The sequence below is a fragment of the Betaproteobacteria bacterium genome, assembly GCA_016720925.1.
Lineage (GTDB): Bacteria > Pseudomonadota > Gammaproteobacteria > Burkholderiales > Usitatibacteraceae > UKL13-2.
Genome location: JADKJR010000019.1, coordinates 125478 through 144973 on the forward strand (window position 1 = coordinate 125478; position 19496 = coordinate 144973).

19 protein-coding genes and 1 pseudogene are annotated in these 19496 nt (G+C 58.1%); 2 read left to right on the forward strand and 18 right to left on the reverse strand.

Annotation, left to right across the window (positions count from 1 at the left end):
* Window positions 1–110: 110 nt before the first annotated feature.
* Both IPP88_19510 and IPP88_19515 read right to left on the reverse strand, forming a co-directional pair.
* Window positions 111–1229 (reverse strand): MBL fold metallo-hydrolase, encoded by a 1119-nt coding sequence (locus IPP88_19510; protein ID MBL0124806.1) that lies wholly within the window; start codon window positions 1227–1229, stop codon window positions 111–113.
* A gap of 259 nt (window positions 1230–1488) precedes the next feature.
* Complete coding sequence (locus IPP88_19515; GenBank protein MBL0124807.1) at window positions 1489–1860, reverse strand: hypothetical protein; 372 nt, start codon at window positions 1858–1860, stop codon at window positions 1489–1491.
* A 509-nt stretch (window positions 1861–2369) separates the two neighbouring features.
* Between IPP88_19515 and IPP88_19520 the strand changes: the two genes are divergently transcribed.
* Window positions 2370–2957 carry a hypothetical protein gene (locus tag IPP88_19520; GenBank protein MBL0124808.1) on the forward strand — a complete coding sequence of 196 codons (588 nt, stop codon included), beginning with the start codon at window positions 2370–2372 and terminating at the stop codon, window positions 2955–2957.
* Window positions 2958–3209: 252 nt separating this feature from the next.
* Here the strand turns inward: IPP88_19520 and IPP88_19525 are convergent, their stop codons facing one another.
* From IPP88_19525 to rpsF, 15 genes and pseudogenes are all read right to left on the reverse strand, one after another.
* Entirely contained in the window at window positions 3210–3914 is a 705-nt protein-coding gene (locus IPP88_19525; protein MBL0124809.1) for a hypothetical protein, read from the reverse strand.
* A 317-nt stretch (window positions 3915–4231) separates the two neighbouring features.
* On the reverse strand, window positions 4232–4471 hold the full coding sequence (locus tag IPP88_19530; protein MBL0124810.1) for a hypothetical protein: 240 nt from the start codon (window positions 4469–4471) through the stop codon (window positions 4232–4234).
* 54 nt (window positions 4472–4525) lie between these two features.
* Window positions 4526–5137, reverse strand: coding sequence for a hypothetical protein (locus IPP88_19535; protein MBL0124811.1), 612 nt, complete (start codon window positions 5135–5137; stop codon window positions 4526–4528).
* Window positions 5138–5943: 806 nt separating this feature from the next.
* A complete protein-coding gene (locus tag IPP88_19540) occupies window positions 5944–6447 on the reverse strand; it encodes a hypothetical protein (GenBank protein MBL0124812.1) in 504 nt (167 codons plus the stop codon).
* A 220-nt stretch (window positions 6448–6667) separates the two neighbouring features.
* A complete protein-coding gene (locus IPP88_19545; GenBank protein MBL0124813.1) occupies window positions 6668–7171 on the reverse strand; it encodes a hypothetical protein in 504 nt (167 codons plus the stop codon).
* 113 nt (window positions 7172–7284) lie between these two features.
* Entirely contained in the window at window positions 7285–10233 is a 2949-nt protein-coding gene (locus tag IPP88_19550; GenBank protein ID MBL0124814.1) for an Ig-like domain repeat protein, read from the reverse strand.
* A 211-nt stretch (window positions 10234–10444) separates the two neighbouring features.
* Window positions 10445–10816 carry a hypothetical protein gene (locus IPP88_19555; protein MBL0124815.1) on the reverse strand — a complete coding sequence of 124 codons (372 nt, stop codon included), beginning with the start codon at window positions 10814–10816 and terminating at the stop codon, window positions 10445–10447.
* A 106-nt stretch (window positions 10817–10922) separates the two neighbouring features.
* A pseudogene (gene radA / locus IPP88_19560) lies at window positions 10923–12292 on the reverse strand (DNA repair protein RadA).
* 114 nt (window positions 12293–12406) lie between these two features.
* Entirely contained in the window at window positions 12407–13342 is a 936-nt protein-coding gene (locus IPP88_19565) for a hypothetical protein (GenBank protein ID MBL0124816.1), read from the reverse strand.
* Between the two features lie 2 nt (window positions 13343–13344).
* Window positions 13345–14445, reverse strand: a complete 1101-nt coding sequence (gene alr, locus IPP88_19570; GenBank protein ID MBL0124817.1) for an alanine racemase — start codon at window positions 14443–14445, stop codon at window positions 13345–13347.
* 60 nt (window positions 14446–14505) lie between these two features.
* The gene (gene dnaB, locus IPP88_19575; protein MBL0124818.1) at window positions 14506–15906 is read right to left on the reverse strand and encodes a replicative DNA helicase; all 1401 of its coding nucleotides are present in this window, start codon (window positions 15904–15906) and stop codon (window positions 14506–14508) included.
* A 203-nt stretch (window positions 15907–16109) separates the two neighbouring features.
* Window positions 16110–16562, reverse strand: coding sequence for a 50S ribosomal protein L9 (locus IPP88_19580; GenBank protein MBL0124819.1), 453 nt, complete (start codon window positions 16560–16562; stop codon window positions 16110–16112).
* 21 nt (window positions 16563–16583) lie between these two features.
* Complete coding sequence (locus IPP88_19585; GenBank protein MBL0124820.1) at window positions 16584–16871, reverse strand: 30S ribosomal protein S18; 288 nt, start codon at window positions 16869–16871, stop codon at window positions 16584–16586.
* A gap of 9 nt (window positions 16872–16880) precedes the next feature.
* Window positions 16881–17171 (reverse strand): primosomal replication protein N, encoded by a 291-nt coding sequence (priB, locus tag IPP88_19590; protein ID MBL0124821.1) that lies wholly within the window; start codon window positions 17169–17171, stop codon window positions 16881–16883.
* Window positions 17172–17209: 38 nt separating this feature from the next.
* Entirely contained in the window at window positions 17210–17605 is a 396-nt protein-coding gene (gene rpsF, locus IPP88_19595; protein ID MBL0124822.1) for a 30S ribosomal protein S6, read from the reverse strand.
* 100 nt (window positions 17606–17705) lie between these two features.
* Here rpsF and IPP88_19600 point away from each other — a divergent pair, with 100 nt between their 5' ends.
* The gene (locus tag IPP88_19600; protein ID MBL0124823.1) at window positions 17706–17906 is read left to right on the forward strand and encodes a hypothetical protein; all 201 of its coding nucleotides are present in this window, start codon (window positions 17706–17708) and stop codon (window positions 17904–17906) included.
* Between the two features lie 13 nt (window positions 17907–17919).
* Here IPP88_19600 and IPP88_19605 read toward each other — a convergent pair whose 3' ends face one another.
* On the reverse strand, window positions 17920–19467 hold the full coding sequence (locus IPP88_19605; protein MBL0124824.1) for an insulinase family protein: 1548 nt from the start codon (window positions 19465–19467) through the stop codon (window positions 17920–17922).
* Window positions 19468–19496: the final 29 nt, after the last annotated feature.

Below are 19496 nucleotides of genomic sequence, written 5' to 3' on the forward strand. Positions count from 1 at the left end.
CGAGCTCAAGCGCGGTCGGGACGGTCGGGGTCAATATTGCCCGCATGTTGCCGAAGTCAACAGAAATGCGAGCCTGACCCCTTATCGCGGTGAGTGCTTGACTTTTGACGTCACACTCCAGGCGGCGGATCCGCTTCGCCGCGCGCCTGGTGCCATAGCCGTTCGATGGCCGCCGCGAGTACGAAGCTGGAAAAGGCTGCCTGGCGGCCTTTGTCGTCGCCGGCAAATTTTTCTTTCCACTCGTCGAGCGTCACCCGCTTTTTCGTTTCCTCCAGCGTGGCACCGTCGGCCACGGCTGCTTTGACTTCCTTGACCAGCACCGCGACGAGGGCGCGCACCGATCGTAGCGCGGTGCGGTCGCGCTGCAAAGGGCCGTGGCCGGGCAGGATGATGTCGGCGTCCAGCGAGTCGAGCCTGCCGAGAGTTTCCACCCAGTGCTCGTAATAGGAACCGAAGGCAAACGGAATCGGCAACACAAACAGGTCACCCGATGCGACGATGCGCTCCTTCGGCAGAAACACCACGATGTCGCCACGCGTGTTCCCGAGGCCCAGCCAGATCAGCTCGATGCGTCGCTCGCCGCGCGTCAGGACCATCTTGTCGGCAATGGTGAGGGTGGGCGCGGCCTCGCGCAGGTCCTTGAATTTCGGCAGGTCCGCGCGCAGAAAAGCCACCAGGTCCACGACCCGCTTCATGCGCTCGGCGTCGATGGGCTTGCCGGTGTCGTCCATATTGGTATCGCGCCAGCGTTCGTATTTGGCCAGGGCCGACTCCATGTCCGCCCTTGACTTCGGCCGCGCGGCATAGGTGCGCTCGATAATGTCGGTGCGCGTGTCGCGGTGGCTGATGATCTCGGCACCGGGCCAGAGCGCCAGAAAGGCCGAATTACCGCCGTGATGGTCGTCGTGCCAGTGGGTGTTGATCACGTAGCGCACCGGCAGCGGCGTGAGCTTCTTCAGTTCTTTCGCCATCAGCTCCCCTGTCTGTGCGAAGAAACCGGTGTCCACAACGACCACGTCGGCCGCATTGATGATGAACAGGGCGTTGCCCTCGATGGGGTTCTCCAGCGGGTTCTTCCACAGAAAAGCATGCACGCCTTCGGCGAGCTTCACGACCTCGTATTGTTTTTCCGCGCGCGGCGCCTGCGCCAGACTCGACGTCGACGCGAGTCCCACAACGAGGCAGGACAGGGCCGCCCGTACGAACAAGCGGAAGGAAGTCAGGGCCATCATAAGACGCTCCGTGGGTGGGTATGCCGAGGCGGGGAATGAAGACTGTCACGCCCGCCGGCAACGTGCGGAAACCGAATGTGGCGGCGTGTAGCGAATGCGTTTTCGCCCTATCCTTTCGGCGTTTGCAATCGTCAGGTCCGCAAAAAAGCGCAAAACGCAAAAAAGGGGTCTTGGTCGATATTGCCCGCGCTCAATGAAAAATATCGACCACGGCCCCTTTGATCTCTTAGCCCCTTTGATCTCTTATCGAAGCCGCCTACTTGCCAAGCCGCGTGAAGCGGAAGGTCCGTACGAAGGGCATGCCGTCATCGCCGACGTTGACAGCGGATTCGATCATCTCCCGCCCGTCCGCCGAAACCGAATAGACGCGGGTCGACCCCGGGCGTTTATCCTTTGCCAGGCCCATCACCAAGATATTGGGCGCGGGAGCGCTAACCGCAACACTATCGGCTTCAAGCTGGTCGCCTTCTATTTTCACCGCCTGGCCATCGCGCGTGTAGTGCGAAACCATGTGTCTGACACTGCCGTCCTTGCCAACAATATCGATTGAGGTCTGCCACTTGCCCTGCCCAACGTCGGCAAAAGTGTACGTCACGCTTTGTGGTGGGGTTCCGTATGTAACTGGCATTTTCGTCAGGTCCAGCGCCCAGGCTCCGAGCAGCGGTGAGCGCGGATTGTGCACCGGGCCCGCAGAGGCGAGCATGGACAGACAGAGACAGGCAAGGGCAGCGGTTGCGAATTTCCATTTCATATCGGTTTCTCCAAAAAAGTGACAGAAAGTTAAACAAAGAGTAGCAGCCATCAATGGGACCGTGGTCGATATTTCCTGACTCCCGCGCAAATATCGACCACGGCCCCTTTTTCTATTTAAGGCGCTTCAGGCATTTTTTGGCCCTGGAGGCCCGTGGATGCCAGGGTTTGGAAAGCCTGTTGGTGTCTCACCCTCATGGCACGGTTCACGGCGCAGCGCACCTCGCTCCTCCGGTCTGGCGGGCGAAGCCCGCAAGGTGCCTTTCAATCGCGCCTCCTGAACTGTCATTCGCGCCGCGTGCCTGCCATCCGTCGCAATATCGACGCCGCCACCGGAACAGGCGGTCAATATGTCGGCAAGCAATACGACCGCAAAGGAGAGCCCAAATGGATTCCGCAACCAGCCTCAAGGTACTCAAAGCCGATTTCCTCGCCACTAGCACCCAATCGATGCCCTATTCCGGCATCATTCTCTGGACCATCGCAGGAATCGCCGGCCTGTTCCTCACGGCGCAGCAGCTCGCGTATGGCGTCGCGTTCGGCAGCGGGCTCATTTTTCCGCTCGCCGTACTCATCGATAGATTACGCGGACGCAACCTGTTCGCCGGCGGCCGCGACAATCCGCTGACTGGCATGTTTCTCCAGTCGATCATCATGGTCGTGATGCTCTGGCCGCTGGTGATCATGGGTGCCGCAGGCAAGCCGCTGTTCATCGTCCTCGGTGCCGCGCTGCTGACGGGAATCATCTGGATTCCCTACGGCTGGGCAGCCGATGATCCGGTCGGCATGCGCCACGCGATGGCGCGCGCGGTGCTGTGTTACTCAGCCTACCTTTTCGTGCCGGCGTCATACAAGGGCAGCGCCATCTGCGCCGCCGTGCTGGTGTGCTATTTCTACTCGATCGCTTTTATGCAGCGCGGTGAAGCGGATCAGCGGAAGACGCCAGGAGCAGGAGTTGGAATGGTGAGGCAATAAATGCGTTGCGTCACCAGCGTTACCCTCAAGCCTTCCGTCGGCGGCCAGGCAATCTTTACCCAGCCACGCGACGATCCGCGCCATTTCCACGACGGTGCCTTCTTCGATCGCTGCCGCGCTAGGCACATTGACGGCCGCGACGAAAATCGCTTTGATGAAGTTGTTCGTGTCCGCCACTATTCATTCCGGTCTGGGAGCCTCGTGGAGGCTGGACTTCGCTCGGGAATGCGAGCCTGACCATATTATTCGTTCCTACTGCGCCGGCTCCGAGAACAGGCGGGCCAGCGTCTGGCGGTCGGCTACGGGCAGCGCCAAGGTCTCGCTGAACACGGTTCGGACCATCCAGCACGCCGTGTCGTGGGTGGTGGTCGACGCAGAGTTGATCACGCGCCTCAGCGCCGCCCGCTCCGCGTCGCTGAACCGGGACGCCAGGTTGTGCAGCGGCGCTTCGGCGCGACCCGGGTAGAGCGGCGGGACGGCCACGTTGTTCAGTTCAGCGACGATCGCCCGTTCCACCAGCGCCAGGTATCCCTCGATGTCCTTCGCCGGCATTTGTTCGATCGCTTTGAGGATCTGCGGCTGCATTTGGCGATTGCGCTCGGCACCCGGTCGCGCCAGCGCGGCGCAGGTGGGCACGTCCATGAACTCCACCAGCTTCAGGGCAAACATCATGCGTTGCTCAAGCGACGCCGCGTCGAGACGTCGCATGCCGCGTTCGGCGATTTCGAACCCGACCGACTTGGGATCGGCACTGGCGCGGAAGCGCGCGTTGAATTTGGCCGACAGGTCCGGATTGTTGGCCATCCGCTTGACGAACGCCGCATACGGCTCATGGGCGCGCGAGTGCGAGGCGAAGGGGTTCGGAATGGCCTTGGGCTTGCTGCAGCCGCGGTAGCCGAGCACGACGCCGAGCAGCACGGCAACAACAAGGGCAACGCGTGGATCAGTCAGGTTCATGGCGTGAGGATACCCGGGAAATGCGCGGAAAAAAGGAGGTGCCTACCTGCGCCCGATACGTGTGCCGACCCGCATGGCAGGCGTGGACGCTTACCAGTGCAAGAGCGAAATTGGCGCCGGCACCGCTTGGGCAAGCCCTAGCACTGGCGCGGCGTTTCGGGCGTTTTCGGCCTGGACGGCGCGTGGATGCTGGGGTTTCGATTTATTCGGGACTGTTCCGATTATTGGAGGTGGGATACACGATGAGGCGATGGGGCGCCGCGCCGTCCATCAAATCCTGGCAAGTCCAACCTGCCCCGAGCGCGCGCGAATGCGCGCTATTCATCCTCCGTACTGTTCCAGAGGTCCTCAGAAAATCCGAGGTTCATGGCAGCAATTAGCTCTTGCGGGTTCAAGTCATTCCAATCTTTATCGGCACTTGATGGCGCTTTGTTTCCATCCCATTTATCTTGTCGCCAGCCGAGAATGGTCCAAAGCTCTTTCTCTCTGCTACTCAGATCAGCCCACGACAATTCTTCCCAGATTCCCGGATTGCCTTGCATGTCTCGTACATCCATTGCTGCCTCCTGTGAAATATTACGAACAGAACTAAAGTGTAATGGTGCCTGAACCTATTTATTGCCTTTATACGTTGCAAGATTCTTTCGAACATCAGCAGACAAGTTTTCCAATGCAATCTGAACTGACTCAACCACCGACGAACTGGCCAATTCGGCGGATGCCTGTACGTGTCCAACTCCAGAGAATTCTCGCCCGTTGATTGAAACAGTGTAGCGGGTTGAAAACGACACGTCGTCACCGCGCCCTGTTATTGCTGTTGTGTCGCCGCTGATCAATTTAGCTACGGCCAGGGCGGTTAGATACCCGACGGCTCCCAATGGCCCAATATGCGCAAGTGAACTGCGCGGAGCCCGATGATGTTTGGCAAGCGTTTCGCCAAACACCAGTTTGATCTCCGCCTTGTTGAGGTCTGGCAAGTTCTCCTCTGCTAGGTTCTTTCCTATTGCAATATTGATTGGTGGACTAAACAGCTCTCGTGGTACGGCGACACGCATCGACTCCGGCGGCTCGGTAGCAACAGCGGGCCGGATGTCAGCCACCGGTACCGGATCGGCTGCTTTCACAATGTTTCCCAAGTCAATTCGCGAACTGACCGGCAGTTGCTGATTGGCGCAGCCAAAACAAAAAAAGCTCATCAGTACGCATGCTATTTGCAACTTCATTGGGTTTGCTTCCTAAAAATATGCTCTCGTTAGCTTTGGTCGATGATTGCGCTTTTGCGCCCTTATTCGAATTCGCTAGATTTCGTACGACAGGGTCAGGCCTTGACTGTTGCAGACGACGTCTTCTTTCCGCCGAAAACAATAGTGGTCTGTCCCCGATTGTTGCTCATCAGCAATCTGCTCAAGAGTCCTGTGCATTGACTCACGTCCTTTAAGTTGTTCCCTACGAACGCTTTCTGACTGGCTTTGAAATAGCCTATCCTTTTCTAATGCCGCTTGAGCCGCGTCTAGAACTCCAGGGGTCGGAGTCAAATTGTATTCTGCGAAAAACAATTTGACTCCGACCCCTGGTGACTCTCTATCTGTTGCTGGTACAGATAGTGAAACACTAGCACTGGTGCGGCGTTTCAGGCGTTTTCGGCCTGGGAGGCGCGTGGATGCCGGGGGTTTAGATATATTGGTGGTCTGTCCCCGGATACTATTACTTCGCGAATTGGTGCTCATGGCTTTGACCATCAGGTTGGTGAACACGGAATATTGCTGGCAGTTGCTGCCTCTGTGCGACACCTGCGAATATTTCGTCGAGCATAGTGCGAAAAAAAAGGGGTCGAGGTCGATAGTTTTAAGTCACGAAAATATATCGACCACGGCCCCATTGATTCTTCAAAGGAATTGCATGCGGGCGGATTGATGCTCGGAAAAAGCAGGCCAGGCCCGGAGATTTCGCCACAAATGATACTTGCACTCAATTGTGTGCGAACCTGATTTTTCCTCTGCCGCTCCTCTTTTTCTCAGATCTGACCCGACTACTTCCGCCGATGCAGGAAGTCGCCCTTGCCTATGGCCTGCTCTGCCAATGGAACTTTAACGAATTGCTGATTGGGTGGAAAGCCAGTCGAAGCGAAGTATACCGTGGTCCCATCGACGAGCGCGAGGCGCATTTGGCTTTCGCCACCACCGACCGGTTTATACAACACCCAATTTTTCCTCGCCCGCGCCAATATCGCTGAATCAATCCACCAGCCCTCATCAAACAGTGCAATCGTTTGCTCCATATATTCCGGCATGGCGGCAACCGATTCCAGTTCGCGCCGCGAGAGAATCTGTTGAATCACTTCGTGCGACGTATCGAATCGATAGTACATGGGGCAATGCATGCAGGATGCCTGGCCGACCTTCAGACCCTGCGCAACGGCGCGGTCCGGATAGACCTGCCGCTCGAAGACTTCGCCGGGGACTTCATACAGAAGCCAAACGCCAATCAACACAAGGGTGAGCAGAACACCTGTCGTCCAGAGGAGGGCCTTCATATGTGCCTGCTAGCTAGTCGTACCTACCGCTATTTGACATGAATCGAATAGGACAACTCGTCCTCAAGTCTCATCGAATACACATCAGAAAATACTTGGATGGCCAATGCCACCAATTCCTCGATGCTCTCAGGAACCGCAAATTCGAGCACACGCGTACGACCTCGTTCCGCAAGATAGTTGACATGAGGCGCTGTGCCTCGCGCGTGAAATAGCGCGATTAGCCTTTCATCTTCATCGTCACGAAGCGTTTTCGGAAAGAATCCCCATCCTCAAGACTGCCATTTTCACGCCGACCAATTGAGATCGCCTCGTCGACAAACTTGATCGAAATGCTGACGTACGATGCGTCTTTACGATCAATGAACTGTGAAAGCGCCTGATGCAGAAGCGTCTGTGCCGCCTCGCTTATTCCTGCCGGAATTGATGCCTTTGACGTCTTCAACGGTTCAAGCTGCGCCAGCTCTTTCAGCACCGTCACCAACTCGGATATTTCCAGCACGCAGTTGAGTTGATCATCATCATAGCCACAGAGTTCGGGTGGTTCGTTTTCGTAATCTTGAGACCCGCGCGGCGAATGAAACATCCATATGCGCCGCCCCTCATCGTCAAGCTCTGAGCCGTCAAAGACCAATGTGTCGATAGATGGAACAAGTAGATCGTGATCGTAGTACTTCACATCGAAATAGCATCGGCCGGGGACGAGATCTGAAGGGCGGGTCATTGAAATTTTACGTTTTGAAACTGATGGACAAACTCAAGCACTGGCGCGGGGTTTCAGGCATTTTCGGCGTGGGGGGCACATTAATGCTTGAGTTTCAAAAAATGGATCAATAATTACGGAAGGATTGATCCCATATGCGCCTTCGTCCCGGCGACATCGCTCGCGCCAATGCTGCCGCTTGCGTTGATGTCAAAGTGAAAATTGCCGGTGTCGGTAATCTGGCCGGATCGGGACTTGATACTGGAAACATCCACGCTGTCCACGGCGCGAGTTCCGTTGACATCACCCAGCAGGAATCCCATCGGCGCGCTGAAAGTGCCCGCGCCATTCACACCTGCAAGGGAAATGGTAAGTCGTTGCTTGTCGGGCACGCCGGTCAACAGCACCACCACATTGCTGCCTTGCGGAGTTGGCGTCGCAGTCCCGACCGGTTGCAGCGCCGCATCGACGACCGTTGCAACGCCAACGGTCGAAATGGGCACATTGAACGCGAAAATAATTTCATGGCCCGTGCCGATGGCGCGCGGTTCAACCGTTACCGCGCCACCGATTGCGGCAGTGGTGTCGATGGCGATGGCGAACGGGCCGCGGCTACCGTGGATTTTTCGTGAAACGACTGAGCCAAGCGCAATCGGCGGCAGCGGCGTTGCGCTCACGCTGCTGGATGGCAAGGAATTACCGACGCTGTTGGTTGCAATCACTGCGCAGTCGTATGTCGAAAAATTGTTCAGGCCCGTGACAATCAACGGCGATGCGGCACCTGTCGCGGATAGCGCGCCGCACGTGGCAGTGTAACTGCTGATCGTCGCGCCGCCATTGAAAGCGGGTGGTGTGAAGTTGACGGTGACCTGCCGGTCACCGGCTTGAATGATGCCGATGGTTGGCGCATCAGGTTTCACGGCGATGAACGCAAATGTCGCCACTACCGAGCAGTTGGCGATGATGGGATTGGTGGTGTAGGTATTGCCCGCCAGGTTTCCCCCGCACGTGCCGCCCATGGAGGCGCCATAGCCGCTGTTTGGCGTGACGGTAAACACACTGGTGTTTGCTTCGGCCACCGTCCTTGTTCCGCCCGGAGTGAGGGTGCCGTTTGGCCCGGCGCTGGCAACGACTGAAAACGTATTCGTGACGACCTGTCCCCCTGCAAGCGCGGCCATGCTTCGGCTGTTCGCTGCATCACCACTATAGTTCGCCGTGATTATTCGTATGCCGTTTCCCTCGTAACTGGTCGTGCAGGTCGCGACGCCGCCTGCAACCGCAACTGATCCGCAGCCGCTGATCACGATGCCATTGGCCTTGAATTCCACGGTGCCGGTTGGCGAATTGCCGGTGATATTCAATGTGTAAGTGACGCTCTGTGCCACGCTGGCGACGTTCGTCGATGAAACCAGCGTTGGACGTGGGCCAAAACCGAATACATAGTCCAGCGCCGAACGACGTATCGCGGTGTTGTCGCCAAGTTGTCCGTAACTATTATTTCCCCAGCACATCAGGTAGCCGGAAGTTGTTTGCGCGCAGGTGTGTGCGTAGCCAGTAGTGATAGATGCAACGCCTGTGGTCAGGCCAATGACATCACCTGGCCGCAACTGAACAAATGTGGCCGCGTCGGCAGCGAGTTGACCATAAGCGTTGGAACCCCAGCATTTCACCCCGCCGGTTGTTGTTAACGCGCACGTATGATCGCCGCCGGTCGCAATGGCAACGACACCCGATGACAATCCGGAAACATCCACTGGCGTGGAACGGTCGAAGTTTGTACCATCACCCAACTGGCCCGAACCATTCGCACCCCAGCATTTGACGCCACCGACCGTCGTCAGCGCACAAGTGTGCCCATGTGCTGCGGCGACCGCTGCCACGCCCGATGCGAGCCCAACCACATCGACAGGTTCGTAGCGGGCGATATTCGTACCATCACCCAGCGCACTCGTGTTGTTATAGCCCCAGCATTTGACGCCGCCTGCGGCAGTCACCACACAATTGTGAGCATGTCCCGCCGACATCGCGACAACGCCGGAGGTAAGGCCCGGCACGTCCGCCGGCGAAAAATGAGGCACTGTAGTGCCATCACCCAATTGGCCGTCACCACTTGATCCCCAGCACTTCATGCCGCCACCGATTGTCAGGGCGCAGGTGTGGTACATGCCACCCCCAACGGCGACGACACCGGAGGACAAGCCAGAAACGGGAATGGGTGTCGACCTGTTGACATCCGTGTTGTCACCCAATTGACCGCCAATATTCCAACCCCAGCAATGCACGCCACCGGATCGGTCAATGGCGCAGGAATGATAATTGCCGACCGTTATCGCAGTGACTCTGGATGAGCCACCCGGTAGCACCGAAAGTCCTTGAACGTGAGCCGGTGTTAGTCGTTGCGCCAGTGTTGTGTCGCCGATTTCTGAGAGATCATTGTCACCCCAGCATTGCGAGGAATTGTCTGCCACCTTCGCGCAGGTATGCTGGATGCCCGCCTTGACTGATGTTGCATCGAACGTAAATCCCACGACATTGACAGGGACGTTCCGCACGGTATTGAAGTCCTCGCCCAATTGACCAAAAGTGCCTGTCCCCCAGCATTTGAGCGCGCCCGATGTGGCGATTGCGCAGCCGTGAGAGGCTCCTGCCGTAATGGCCGCGACACCGGACGTAAATCCCGCCACATCCACGGGAACGTTGCGTTGCGCAAACGAACCGTCCCCGACTGCGCCACCTGCATTCTCTCCCCAGCACTTTGCGCCGCCAGCCAGTGTCACCGCGCAAGTGTGATTGCCGCCGGCAACAACTGTCGCAACGCCGGTTGACATATTGGTCACATTGACAGGTGCGCTGCTTTGGGTCGTGGCCGCGTTGTTGCCCAGTTGTCCATTCAAGTTGTATCCCCAGCAACGAACTGCGCCGCCGGTAGAGACGATACAAGTATGGCTATTGCCGGCAGCGATTCCGTTGGCGCCCGAGGTCAGTCCGATCACGGTCGTCGGCACATTGCGGTCCGTCGTTGTCGCATCTCCGAGCTGGCCGTTTCCGTTGTATCCCCAGCATTTGACGGAACCGTCATTCATGACTGCGCATGTATGACTAAAGCCGGCGGCAATGGCGATGGCGCCTGATGTCAGGCCGCTTACATCGACGGGCGCATTTCGTTGCGTGTTGGAGCCGTCACCTATCTGACCGAACGCATTATCGCCCCAGCATTTGATGCCGCCGGCAATTGTCAATGCACATGTGTGGCTGCCGCCAGCTGCAATTGCCGTGACGGCAGAAAGTCCGCTTTCACGTCCACGGGCGCGGTTCGCTGTGTCGTTGTACTATCGCCCAGTTGGCCCGCACCATTTCCGCCCCAGCACTTGGCCGCGCCATTTGTCGACACGGAACAGCTATGCTGGTTTCCTGCGGAAACCGCCGCGATGCCGTTGATAGGCCCGTAACGTTGACGGCACTGTTGCGACCAATGGTTGTGCCATCACCTAACTGCCCGGCACTGTTGTCGCCCCAGCATTTCAGCCCACCCCCGTCTGTCACGGCGCAAGTGTGTGCACCGCCTGCGTTCACCTGAAGTGCACCAGAAGTCGGCGACTGAGCGTTACTAACGCAAACAAATACCACGAGCATCGCAAAGACAAGACGAGAGAGGTATGTAATCATTTTATTTTTGTTAACTAATATTTGAATTACACAGATATTAGCACTGCAACGGCATTAACTCGTTTTGATTGGGAAAAGCAAAGCTAAAACCGCCTGACAAAATGAGTCAGCCTCCCCGGCAATACTCCACCGCCTCATCCACCCGCTCCACTGCAAACACCGTCAACCCCTCAATCTTCTGCTTAGGTTTATTCGCCTTCGGCACGATCGCATGCGTGAACCCGAGCTTGGCCGCTTCGCGCAATCGCTCCTGCCCGCGCTGCACTGGCCGCACCTCACCCGCGAGCCCCACTTCGCCGAACACGACATGCTTGGCCGGCAGCGCCTTGTTCTTGAAGCTGGAGACGATAGCGAGCAGAACGGCCAGGTCCGCGCCCGGCTCGTCGATGCGCACGCCGCCGACGGCGTTGATGAATACGTCCTGATCGAATACCGCCAACCCGGCGTGGCGGTGCAGGATGGCGAGCAGCATGGCGAGGCGGTTCTGTTCCAGGCCCACCGAGAGGCGCTTGGGCTGCATGCCGTGGCTGTCATCGACCAGCGCCTGGATTTCCACCAGCAGCGGTCGCGAGCCTTCCTGTGTGACCATCACACAACTGCCGGGGACGTTGTTGTCGTGCTGCGAGAGAAGATCGCGGACGGGTTGGTGACTTCGCGCAGGCCCTTCTCGGTCATGGCGAAGACGCCGATCTCGTTGACGGCGCCGAAGCGGTTCTTGATCGCGCGGATGAGGCGGAAGCTGGAATGCGTGTCGCCTTCGAAATACAGGACGGAATCGACCATGTGCTCGAGCACACGCGGCCCGGCCAGCGCGCCTTCCTTGGTGACGTGGCCAACCAACACGATGGTGGTGCCGGTGGATTTGGCAAAGCGCGTGAGATGCGCCGCGCACTCGCGCACCTGAGCAACCGAGCCGGGGGCGGAGGTAAGCGCGGCGGAATAGACGGTCTGGATGGAATCGATGACGGCGACTTGCGGTTTCTCCGCACTCAATGTGGCGAGGATTTTTTCCAGTTCGATTTCAGCGAGAAGCTTGACGTCGTGGGTATCGAGCATGAGGCGCTTGGCGCGCATGGCGATTTGCTGCGGAGATTCTTCGCCGCTCACGTAGAGCACGGAAGCACCGGCGGAGATCGCGGAGAGTGCTTGCAACAGGAGCGTGGATTTGCCGATGCCGGGGTCGCCGCCGATCAGCACCACGCCGCCCTCCACCAGCCCACCACCGAGCACGCGGTCGAATTCGCCGATGCCAGTGGGGCGGCGCGGGACGTCTTCGGCCCGAACCTTTGAGAGCGATTGCACCTTGCCGCGTTCGGCGTTGACGCCGGCGAGCGTGGCGAAGCGGTTGGCGCTGGCGGTTTCCGCGACGGATTCGACGAGGGTGTTCCAGGCGTTGCAGTGGGGGCATTGGCCCTGCCACTTGGGCGATTGGCCGCCGCATTCGGTGCAGGAGTAGATGGATTTTGGTTTGGCCATTACGAGGTAGTCGATTCAATCATTTCAAGTGATTCAAGTATTTCAAGCTGTCGCCCCGGAATAAATCCGGGGCGACAGTGATATTTTTAAGCGTTGTCCGTTGTCTTCACAGGGTCAGGAACTCACCGCTGCTGTCAACGCCTCGCCAAGGGTTCTAGCGGCCGGGTAATGTATTGCCGCATAAATGGCAAACGCCATCGCCGCCGTAAACACAATGGCAAATGGCCACCAGGTTCTTTTGACCACGCCCATCACCCAGCCTTCGTTGTCCTGCCGCTTGGCCGTGCGCGCGAGGCCGCCGGCCAGCGAGGCGCCAAAAATCGCTTCACTGAGAATGTCGGGCGCGAACCAGACGATGTAGCCGGAGAGGATCAGTATCGATGCGATCAGCAGCAACGCAAGTACGATCAGAACGATGGCGTCGCCGTCGAGATCGAAGAAGTCGCCGAACTTGTCACCGATGCCCTTGAAGGCATCGCCGAAGCCGCTGGATGACGGCTGCACGTTGGGCACACTGGCGGATGGATTGCCGATGAATGCCTGGACCGGATTGCCCTCGGCCCAACCACCACTGGCGCCGCCGCCATCGAAACTGCCACCACCGCCGCGCAGGATGTTCGGCATTTCGATCGAACTTCCGCCGCCACCGCCGCCACCACTTCCACCCCCGCCCTGGATCAGGTCCAGCGGACTGCTTCCGCTGCCCTTGGCTTTTGATTTCGCTCCGACCGGCTCGGCGCCATCGCTGCTGCTATCGCTGCCGCCTTGCCGGTATTCAACGTACTGGATCCACAGCCAGACGCCGGCAAGAAAAGTCAGGTATGAGGCCGTGACCGCGACCGGGTAGCGCAGCCACATTTTGCCGATGCCCCAGTGCAGCAGTAGCCAATTGGTCAGCATGGCCGCAAAACCCGCGCTCATGAGGATGAGCGACATGTGAAAACGCGTGTAGAAACGCTGCACCAGATAGCGTTTGACGCGCTCGCGCATCTGGCCTTCCGGTGTGAGCGGCAGCATCCTTGGCGCGGACTTCTTCCCGGACTTGGCCATGGTCAATCCACCTCTACCATCTTCACGCGTGGCGCAACCGCGCAGAAGAGTTCGTAGGCGACAGTGCCGGCCGCGTGCGCAACCTCATCCGCGGGCAGACCCTCGCCCCACAGCGTGACGGGCGCGCCGATGTGCACGTGGGGCATGTCGGTGATATCCACGACCAGCATATCCATTGATACGCGGCCCACGGTATGGGTGCGCTTGCCACCTACCAGCACTGGCGTGCTGTGCTCGTTGGTTCCCGGCGCGTGGCGCGGATAGCCATCGGCATAGCCACACGCCACGACGCCGATGCGCATGCGCTTTTTGGCGGTGAAAATACCGCCGTAGCCAACCTTGTCGCCGCGCTCCAGTGTTTGCACGCCGATGATTTCGCTGCGAAGGGTCATCACCGGATTAAGGCCGAGGTCGACGGCGGACTGGTCCGCAAACGGTGACGACCCGTAAAGCATGATGCCAGGGCGCACCCACTGGAAATGCGTTTCCGGATAGCGCAGCGTCGCCGCGGAATTGGCGACCGAGCGCTGAAATAGCGATCCGTTCGCCTCGTATACAGCGTCGACAAAACGCTTGAGCGCATCACCCACGCCCTCGGGGCCATCGGCGCCGGCAAAATGCGTCATCAGCACCAGATCGCCGATCACGCCTTTTTGTTGCAGGGCTTCAGCCTTGTGCAGCTCGGCGGGAAACCGTTCGGGCGGGAATCCGAGTCGATTCATGCCGGAATTCATTTTCAGGAATACGGAAAGGGGAATGGCCGGCGGATGTTGCGAAAGCATGTCCATTTGCACATCGCTGTGCACGGCCATCATCAATTTGTGCTGGCAATAGACCGGAATCTCGTCTTTCTCAAACAGCCCTTCGAGCATGAGAATGGGTTGTTCGAACCCGAGCTTTCGCAATGTCGCGGCGCTATCCAGTTCCAGCGTGGCAAAGGCGTCGGCATCGTGCAGGGCACGCGCCACGCGTTCGATGCCATGACCATAGGCGTTGGCCTTGACGACCGCAAACACTTGCGACTGCGGCGCGACGCGCTTGGCAAAGTGATAGTTGTGACGCAGTGCGGAGACCGAGATTTCGGCGCGGATGGGACGGGTCATTTTGTAAGTGTCATGCTGAATGAAGCGCTGCGAAATGAAGAATCCCGACTCCCGAATTGTCTAGTACCCCGGCGGTCCCGCGTAATTCTCGAATCGCGTATTCTGCCCCATGAACGTGAGCTTGACAGTGCCGATCGGGCCGTTACGCTGCTTGCCAATGATGATTTCGGCACTGCCTTTGTCCGCACTTTCGGGGTTATAGACTTCGTCCCGGTAGATGAACAGGATCACGTCGGCGTCCTGCTCGATGGCACCGGATTCGCGCAGGTCGGACATGACCGGCCGCTTGTTCGGACGCTGCTCGAGCGAGCGATTCAACTGGGATAGCGCGATCACCGGGACTTTCAGTTCCTTGGCGAGGGCCTTAAGCGATCTCGAGATTTCGGAAATTTCCGTCGCGCGATTTTCACCCGCGGATGACGACGACATCAGTTGCAGGTAATCGACGACGATCATGCCGAGGCCGCCGTACTGCCGCCACATGCGGCGCGCGCGCGCGCGAAGCTCAAGCGCATTCAGCGCGGCGCTTTCATCGACCTGGATCGGCGCGTCGTTCAGTTTGGCCACGGCCTGACTCAGGCGGTCCCAATCGCGGCCATCGAGGCGGCCCGTGCGCAGGCGTTGTTGATCAACCTTGGAAACGGAACTCAGGAAGCGACCGGCAATCTGCGTGCCGCCCATTTCCATCGAAAAAATCAGCACTGGCAGGCCCAGGCTCAATGCGACGTGTTCGGCCATGTTGAGCGCGAATGCAGTCTTGCCCATCGACGGGCGCCCGGCCACGATGACCAGATCGCCCGGTTGCATGCCAGAGGTGCGTTCATCCAGGTCCACGAAACCGGTGGCGACACCCGTGACGGCGGAAGGGTTCTTGGAAAGCTCATCGAGCCGCGTCATCACATCCGACAACAGACCGGACATCGACAGAAAGCCCTGCCCCTGCTTGCGGCCCATCTCGGCGATATCGAAAACTTTTTTCTCGGCCTCGTCGAGTAACTGGCGGGCTTCACGGCCGTTCGGCGTGTAGGCGGCGTCAGCGATTTCTTCACCCACGCGCGCGAGGCGGCGGGTGATCGCGCGCTCGCGCACGATTTCCGCGTAGAGGCGAATATTCGTCGCGCTCGGCGTGCCTTCCGACAGGCTTTGCAGATAGTTGATGCCGCCGACGCCTTGCAGCTCACCGGCGAGCTGCAACGATTCCGCCGCCGTCAGCACGTCGGCGGGTTTGTTGTTCTCGATCAGCTTGGAAATATGCCGGTAAATTCGACGGTGATCATCGCGGTAAAAATCTTCGTCACCGACGATGTCGCCGATACGGTCCCACGCATCGTTGTTGAGCAGCAGGCCACCGAGCACCGATTGTTCGGCTTCAATGGAGTGCGGCGGCAGTTTCAGCGACGATATTTGCGAATCACCGGATTCGTGGGAATACATCGACAAGTGGTTGGGATTGGCTGCCATTCAGTTATGGTCCAGAACTTTTGGTCGATGTTGGCGGGCATGAGGCAAGCGAAGAATTTTGTCACCGACCAATATGCCATACAACGGAAAACACGGTGTATTTGTTGTGGATAAGTCATGTACAAATAAAAACCGCTACCTAGATTCAGGTAGCGGTTTCGTGTTTCTGTCGCCCCGGATTTAGGCCGGCTCGACACGAGCCTTTAAGCGGCTTCGCCCAGCACCGAAACGGTAATGTGCGCCTTGGCGTCGGTGTGCAGATTCAGCGTCAGCGGGAAATCGCCAATGGTCTTCAGCGGACCATTTGGCATCACGACTTCGCCCTTCTTCACATCAAAGCCCTGCTTGGTCAGCGCTTCGGCGATATCCGAATTGGTCACTGAGCCGAACAGGCGGCCATCGACACCGGCCTTTTGCGTGACCTGAACCAGATAGCCTTCGAGCTTCTCGGCGCGCGCATTGGCGGCAGCGAGGATTTCAGCGGCTTTCTTTTCCAGATCGGCACGACGGCCTTCAAACTCGGCCTTGTTGGCTTCGGTCGCACGCTTGGCTTTGCCTTGCGGGATCAGGAAGTTGCGGGCAAACCCGTCTTTGACCTTGACGACGTCGCCGAGCGAACCCAGGTTAATTACTTTTTCCATCAAAATGATTTGCATGATTTTTCTCCTGGCCTCTGATTAATGGAGGTCGGTGTAATGGATCAAGGCGAGGAAACGGGCGCGCTTGATCGCTACATCCAATTGACGCTGATACTTGGCTTTCGTGCCGGTGATGCGCGCCGGGATGATCTTGCCGTTCTCGTTGACGAAATCCTTCAGGATGCCGATATCTTTGTAATCGATCTGGACAACTTTTTCCGCGGTGAAGCGGCAGAACTTCTTGCGGCGAAAAAGGCCGCGGTTGGGGTTGCGTGTGTCTTTCTTGTTCTTGTCGAACTTCTTACCGCGGGGTGATGGACGGGGCATGATCTACCTCTAGCTGAATTTGAATTGGGTTATGTGCAGTATCGGAAACTGACTGTAGCGGCTCCTGCGGGAGAGAAATCCTTTGAGGGAAACGGCATCGCCCACTTTTACGCTGTCCATTTGTTTCGCCAAGTCACCAAACGCCACGGCGTTCATTTCGACTTCAACTTTGACCTCTTGGCCATTTTCAGATTGAGTCGACTGGTGATTCAGTATCAGGTTCAGCGTTGCGACGCCGCCGGGGGTAACCCTCAGGGTGTCGCGTGAAACGATCTTTCCATCGAGGACGGTGCTGTTCATTACCTTGCACCCTCACCGCTTGCTACGTTCGGTTTCTGTCAGGCAGGCTGTGCAGCGGCTTGGCTAGCCGGCGGTGCAACCTTGACGTCATCCTTCAAGTCGACGTTGCGGGATTTCTCTTCCTTCATCATCGGCGACGGGCCGGTTTCGGCGGCGTCTTTCTTGACGGTCAGATGGCGCAGCACCGCATCGTTGAACTTGAACGCGTGTTCGAGTTCGTCGAGGGTCGTCTGGCTGATTTCGATGTTCATCAGCACGTAGTGCGCCTTGAACACCTTCTGGATGGGATAAGTCATCTGACGACGGCCCCAGTCTTCGATGCGGTGAATCTTGCCCGCACCCTGGGCGATGGTCGCCTTGTACCGATCAATCATGGCGGGCACTTGCTCGCTCTGATCGGGATGAACAATAAAAACAATCTCGTAATGGCGCATAAAATCTCCTTGTGGATTAAGACCTTAGGGTCTGGAAGCTTTCCGCGATGCGCACCGCGGTAAAGCAAGGGGTTTGAATTGTCCTTAGTTGTGCGGTCAATTGCTCAGCCAAGCCGATTATTATCGCCGAAAAACCCAACAAAATCAAATGCATTCTGAATTCTGCCTTGCCGCCTTCGCCGAGGCGTGCCCGAACTGGCCCGAAACCACTCGTGCCACTCATATCGTTCACGCCACTTATGCCACCTATGCCGCCGAGATCGCTCAAAAAGAGCCCGCTGCCACGGCAGCGGGCTCTTAGGTGGATCCGGAAATTACCTCGACGCAGCCGTCTTTGCCGCTTTGGCGAAATCTCCCGCCTTGACGATGGTAACTTTGCTCGGGTCCACGTGTTTGCGGAATGCCGCGGACACTTCCTCCACCGTCAGTGCCGAGAGCCTGTCCTCGAACTGTTTGCTCCATGCGTAGGTCCTGCCGAGATCAAGATTGGAGACCCAGCCGCCTGCGACTGACCCGTCCTGTGCGCGAGACTGCAGGCGACGCTGCAATGCGCCAGACTTGGCGGCCGTCACTTCAGCCGCGGTAAAGCCATCCTTCAGCGCGCGGGCAACTTCCTCCCTGAATGCCGCCTCCACCTTGGCGATATTCTGCGGCGCCGCAATGGCGCCGGCGCTCCACGACCCACCGCGATCGGTAGACGGCACGCCGAGCCCCGATCCAACCCCGTAGCTCAGTCCATCCTTGACGCGAATACGCGCCGTCAGGCGCGCATCAAAACCGGCGCCACCACCCATGATGTAGTTTGCGATATACAGCGCGGGATGATCAGCGTCGTCCTCGTTCATATTGACGTTAACACGTGCTGAAAAGGTCGCGTTTTCCTTGTCAGGCGTTTCCAGAGCACGATTGGCCGGGGCAACATCACGATAAGGATTGGTGAAGCGCACATACGGAACGCCCCCCTTCCAATCGCCGAATGCCTCGCGAATCGCTTGTGTGGCTGCGGCTTCATCGAAATCACCGACGACGGCAATCTCACCCTTGGCGGCCGCATAGAAAGTGTTGTGATAGTCCTTCAGCTGTTGCAGGGTTACCGCCTTGACGTCCTCTTCGGCTTCCTCAAACGAAGCCGCGTAGCGTGGATCGCCCTTCGGAAAAATGTTGAAGTGCTTGGCCATGGCAACACCGGCCAGCGCCTGCGGATCGCTCTTTTGCGATTCGATCCCTGTCAGCGCCTGTTTCCGAAGTTGCTCAAATTCCGCTTCCGGAAAACTTGGCTCACGCATCACATGCGCGGCCAGCTTGATGGCGGCAACAAGATTTTGACGCGTCGTTTGAAAATTGGCGGACAGGCCATTCACACCACCGGCCACCTTCAATTTGTCGAACTCATCGGCCAATTGCGCGCGAGAAAACCTGCCGGTGCCACGCGCCAGCATCTGTCCTGTCATGTTGCCGATCATGCCCTTGCCGAACAGCGATTTCTCGTCGCCACTGCGCAGACGCATACTCAAATTCACGGTTTCGCCCTTGGTTTTCTTCGATAGCAGCGCAATCGACAGCCCACCAATTTTGCTACGTTTGGTGCGCGCGTCGATATTGCCGTTGGATGGATCAAAGGCTTCCGCCACCGACGTGACTTCCTTGCCCTTGAAATCCTTCAGCACCTCCGCAACCGTCGGTGGCGGCGGAATATCAGCGCGCTGCGGCGCGTCTTCCGGGAGAAACTGGCCAGCCACGCGGTTGTCGCGCCGGTAGTACTTTGATGCCACGGCCGCCACCTGTTCGGTCGTCACGAGCTCGGCGCGATCGCGCGCGAGGAAGAACAAACGCCAATCGCCCATGGCAATGTACTCGGACATCTGGACGCCAATGCTCTCGTGATTGTTCA

What these genes read in the sequence shown, in the direction of transcription:
- IPP88_19515 (MBL0124807.1), bottom strand. Translation starts at nt 1,860, where the DNA reads ATGCCAGTTACATACGGAACCCCACCACAAAGCGTGACGTACACTTTT.
- IPP88_19535 (MBL0124811.1), bottom strand. Translation starts at nt 5,137, where the DNA reads ATGAAGTTGCAAATAGCATGCGTACTGATGAGCTTTTTTTGTTTTGGC.
- IPP88_19545 (MBL0124813.1), bottom strand. Translation starts at nt 7,171, where the DNA reads ATGACCCGCCCTTCAGATCTCGTCCCCGGCCGATGCTATTTCGATGTG.
- IPP88_19525 (MBL0124809.1), bottom strand. Translation starts at nt 3,914, where the DNA reads ATGAACCTGACTGATCCACGCGTTGCCCTTGTTGTTGCCGTGCTGCTC.
- IPP88_19605 (MBL0124824.1), bottom strand. Translation starts at nt 19,467, where the DNA reads ATGTCCGAGTACATTGCCATGGGCGATTGGCGTTTGTTCTTCCTCGCG.
- dnaB (MBL0124818.1), bottom strand. Translation starts at nt 15,906, where the DNA reads ATGGCAGCCAATCCCAACCACTTGTCGATGTATTCCCACGAATCCGGT.
- IPP88_19565 (MBL0124816.1), bottom strand. Translation starts at nt 13,342, where the DNA reads ATGGCCAAGTCCGGGAAGAAGTCCGCGCCAAGGATGCTGCCGCTCACA.
- IPP88_19520 (MBL0124808.1), top strand. Translation starts at nt 2,370, where the DNA reads ATGGATTCCGCAACCAGCCTCAAGGTACTCAAAGCCGATTTCCTCGCC.
- IPP88_19580 (MBL0124819.1), bottom strand. Translation starts at nt 16,562, where the DNA reads ATGCAAATCATTTTGATGGAAAAAGTAATTAACCTGGGTTCGCTCGGC.
- IPP88_19585 (MBL0124820.1), bottom strand. Translation starts at nt 16,871, where the DNA reads ATGCCCCGTCCATCACCCCGCGGTAAGAAGTTCGACAAGAACAAGAAA.
- IPP88_19540 (MBL0124812.1), bottom strand. Translation starts at nt 6,447, where the DNA reads ATGAAGGCCCTCCTCTGGACGACAGGTGTTCTGCTCACCCTTGTGTTG.
- IPP88_19555 (MBL0124815.1), bottom strand. Translation starts at nt 10,816, where the DNA reads ATGATTACATACCTCTCTCGTCTTGTCTTTGCGATGCTCGTGGTATTT.
- rpsF (MBL0124822.1), bottom strand. Translation starts at nt 17,605, where the DNA reads ATGCGCCATTACGAGATTGTTTTTATTGTTCATCCCGATCAGAGCGAG.
- IPP88_19510 (MBL0124806.1), bottom strand. Translation starts at nt 1,229, where the DNA reads ATGGCCCTGACTTCCTTCCGCTTGTTCGTACGGGCGGCCCTGTCCTGC.
- priB (MBL0124821.1), bottom strand. Translation starts at nt 17,171, where the DNA reads ATGAACAGCACCGTCCTCGATGGAAAGATCGTTTCACGCGACACCCTG.
- IPP88_19550 (MBL0124814.1), bottom strand. Translation starts at nt 10,233, where the DNA reads ATGAATGACGGTTCCGTCAAATGCTGGGGATACAACGGAAACGGCCAG.
- alr (MBL0124817.1), bottom strand. Translation starts at nt 14,445, where the DNA reads ATGACCCGTCCCATCCGCGCCGAAATCTCGGTCTCCGCACTGCGTCAC.
- IPP88_19530 (MBL0124810.1), bottom strand. Translation starts at nt 4,471, where the DNA reads ATGGATGTACGAGACATGCAAGGCAATCCGGGAATCTGGGAAGAATTG.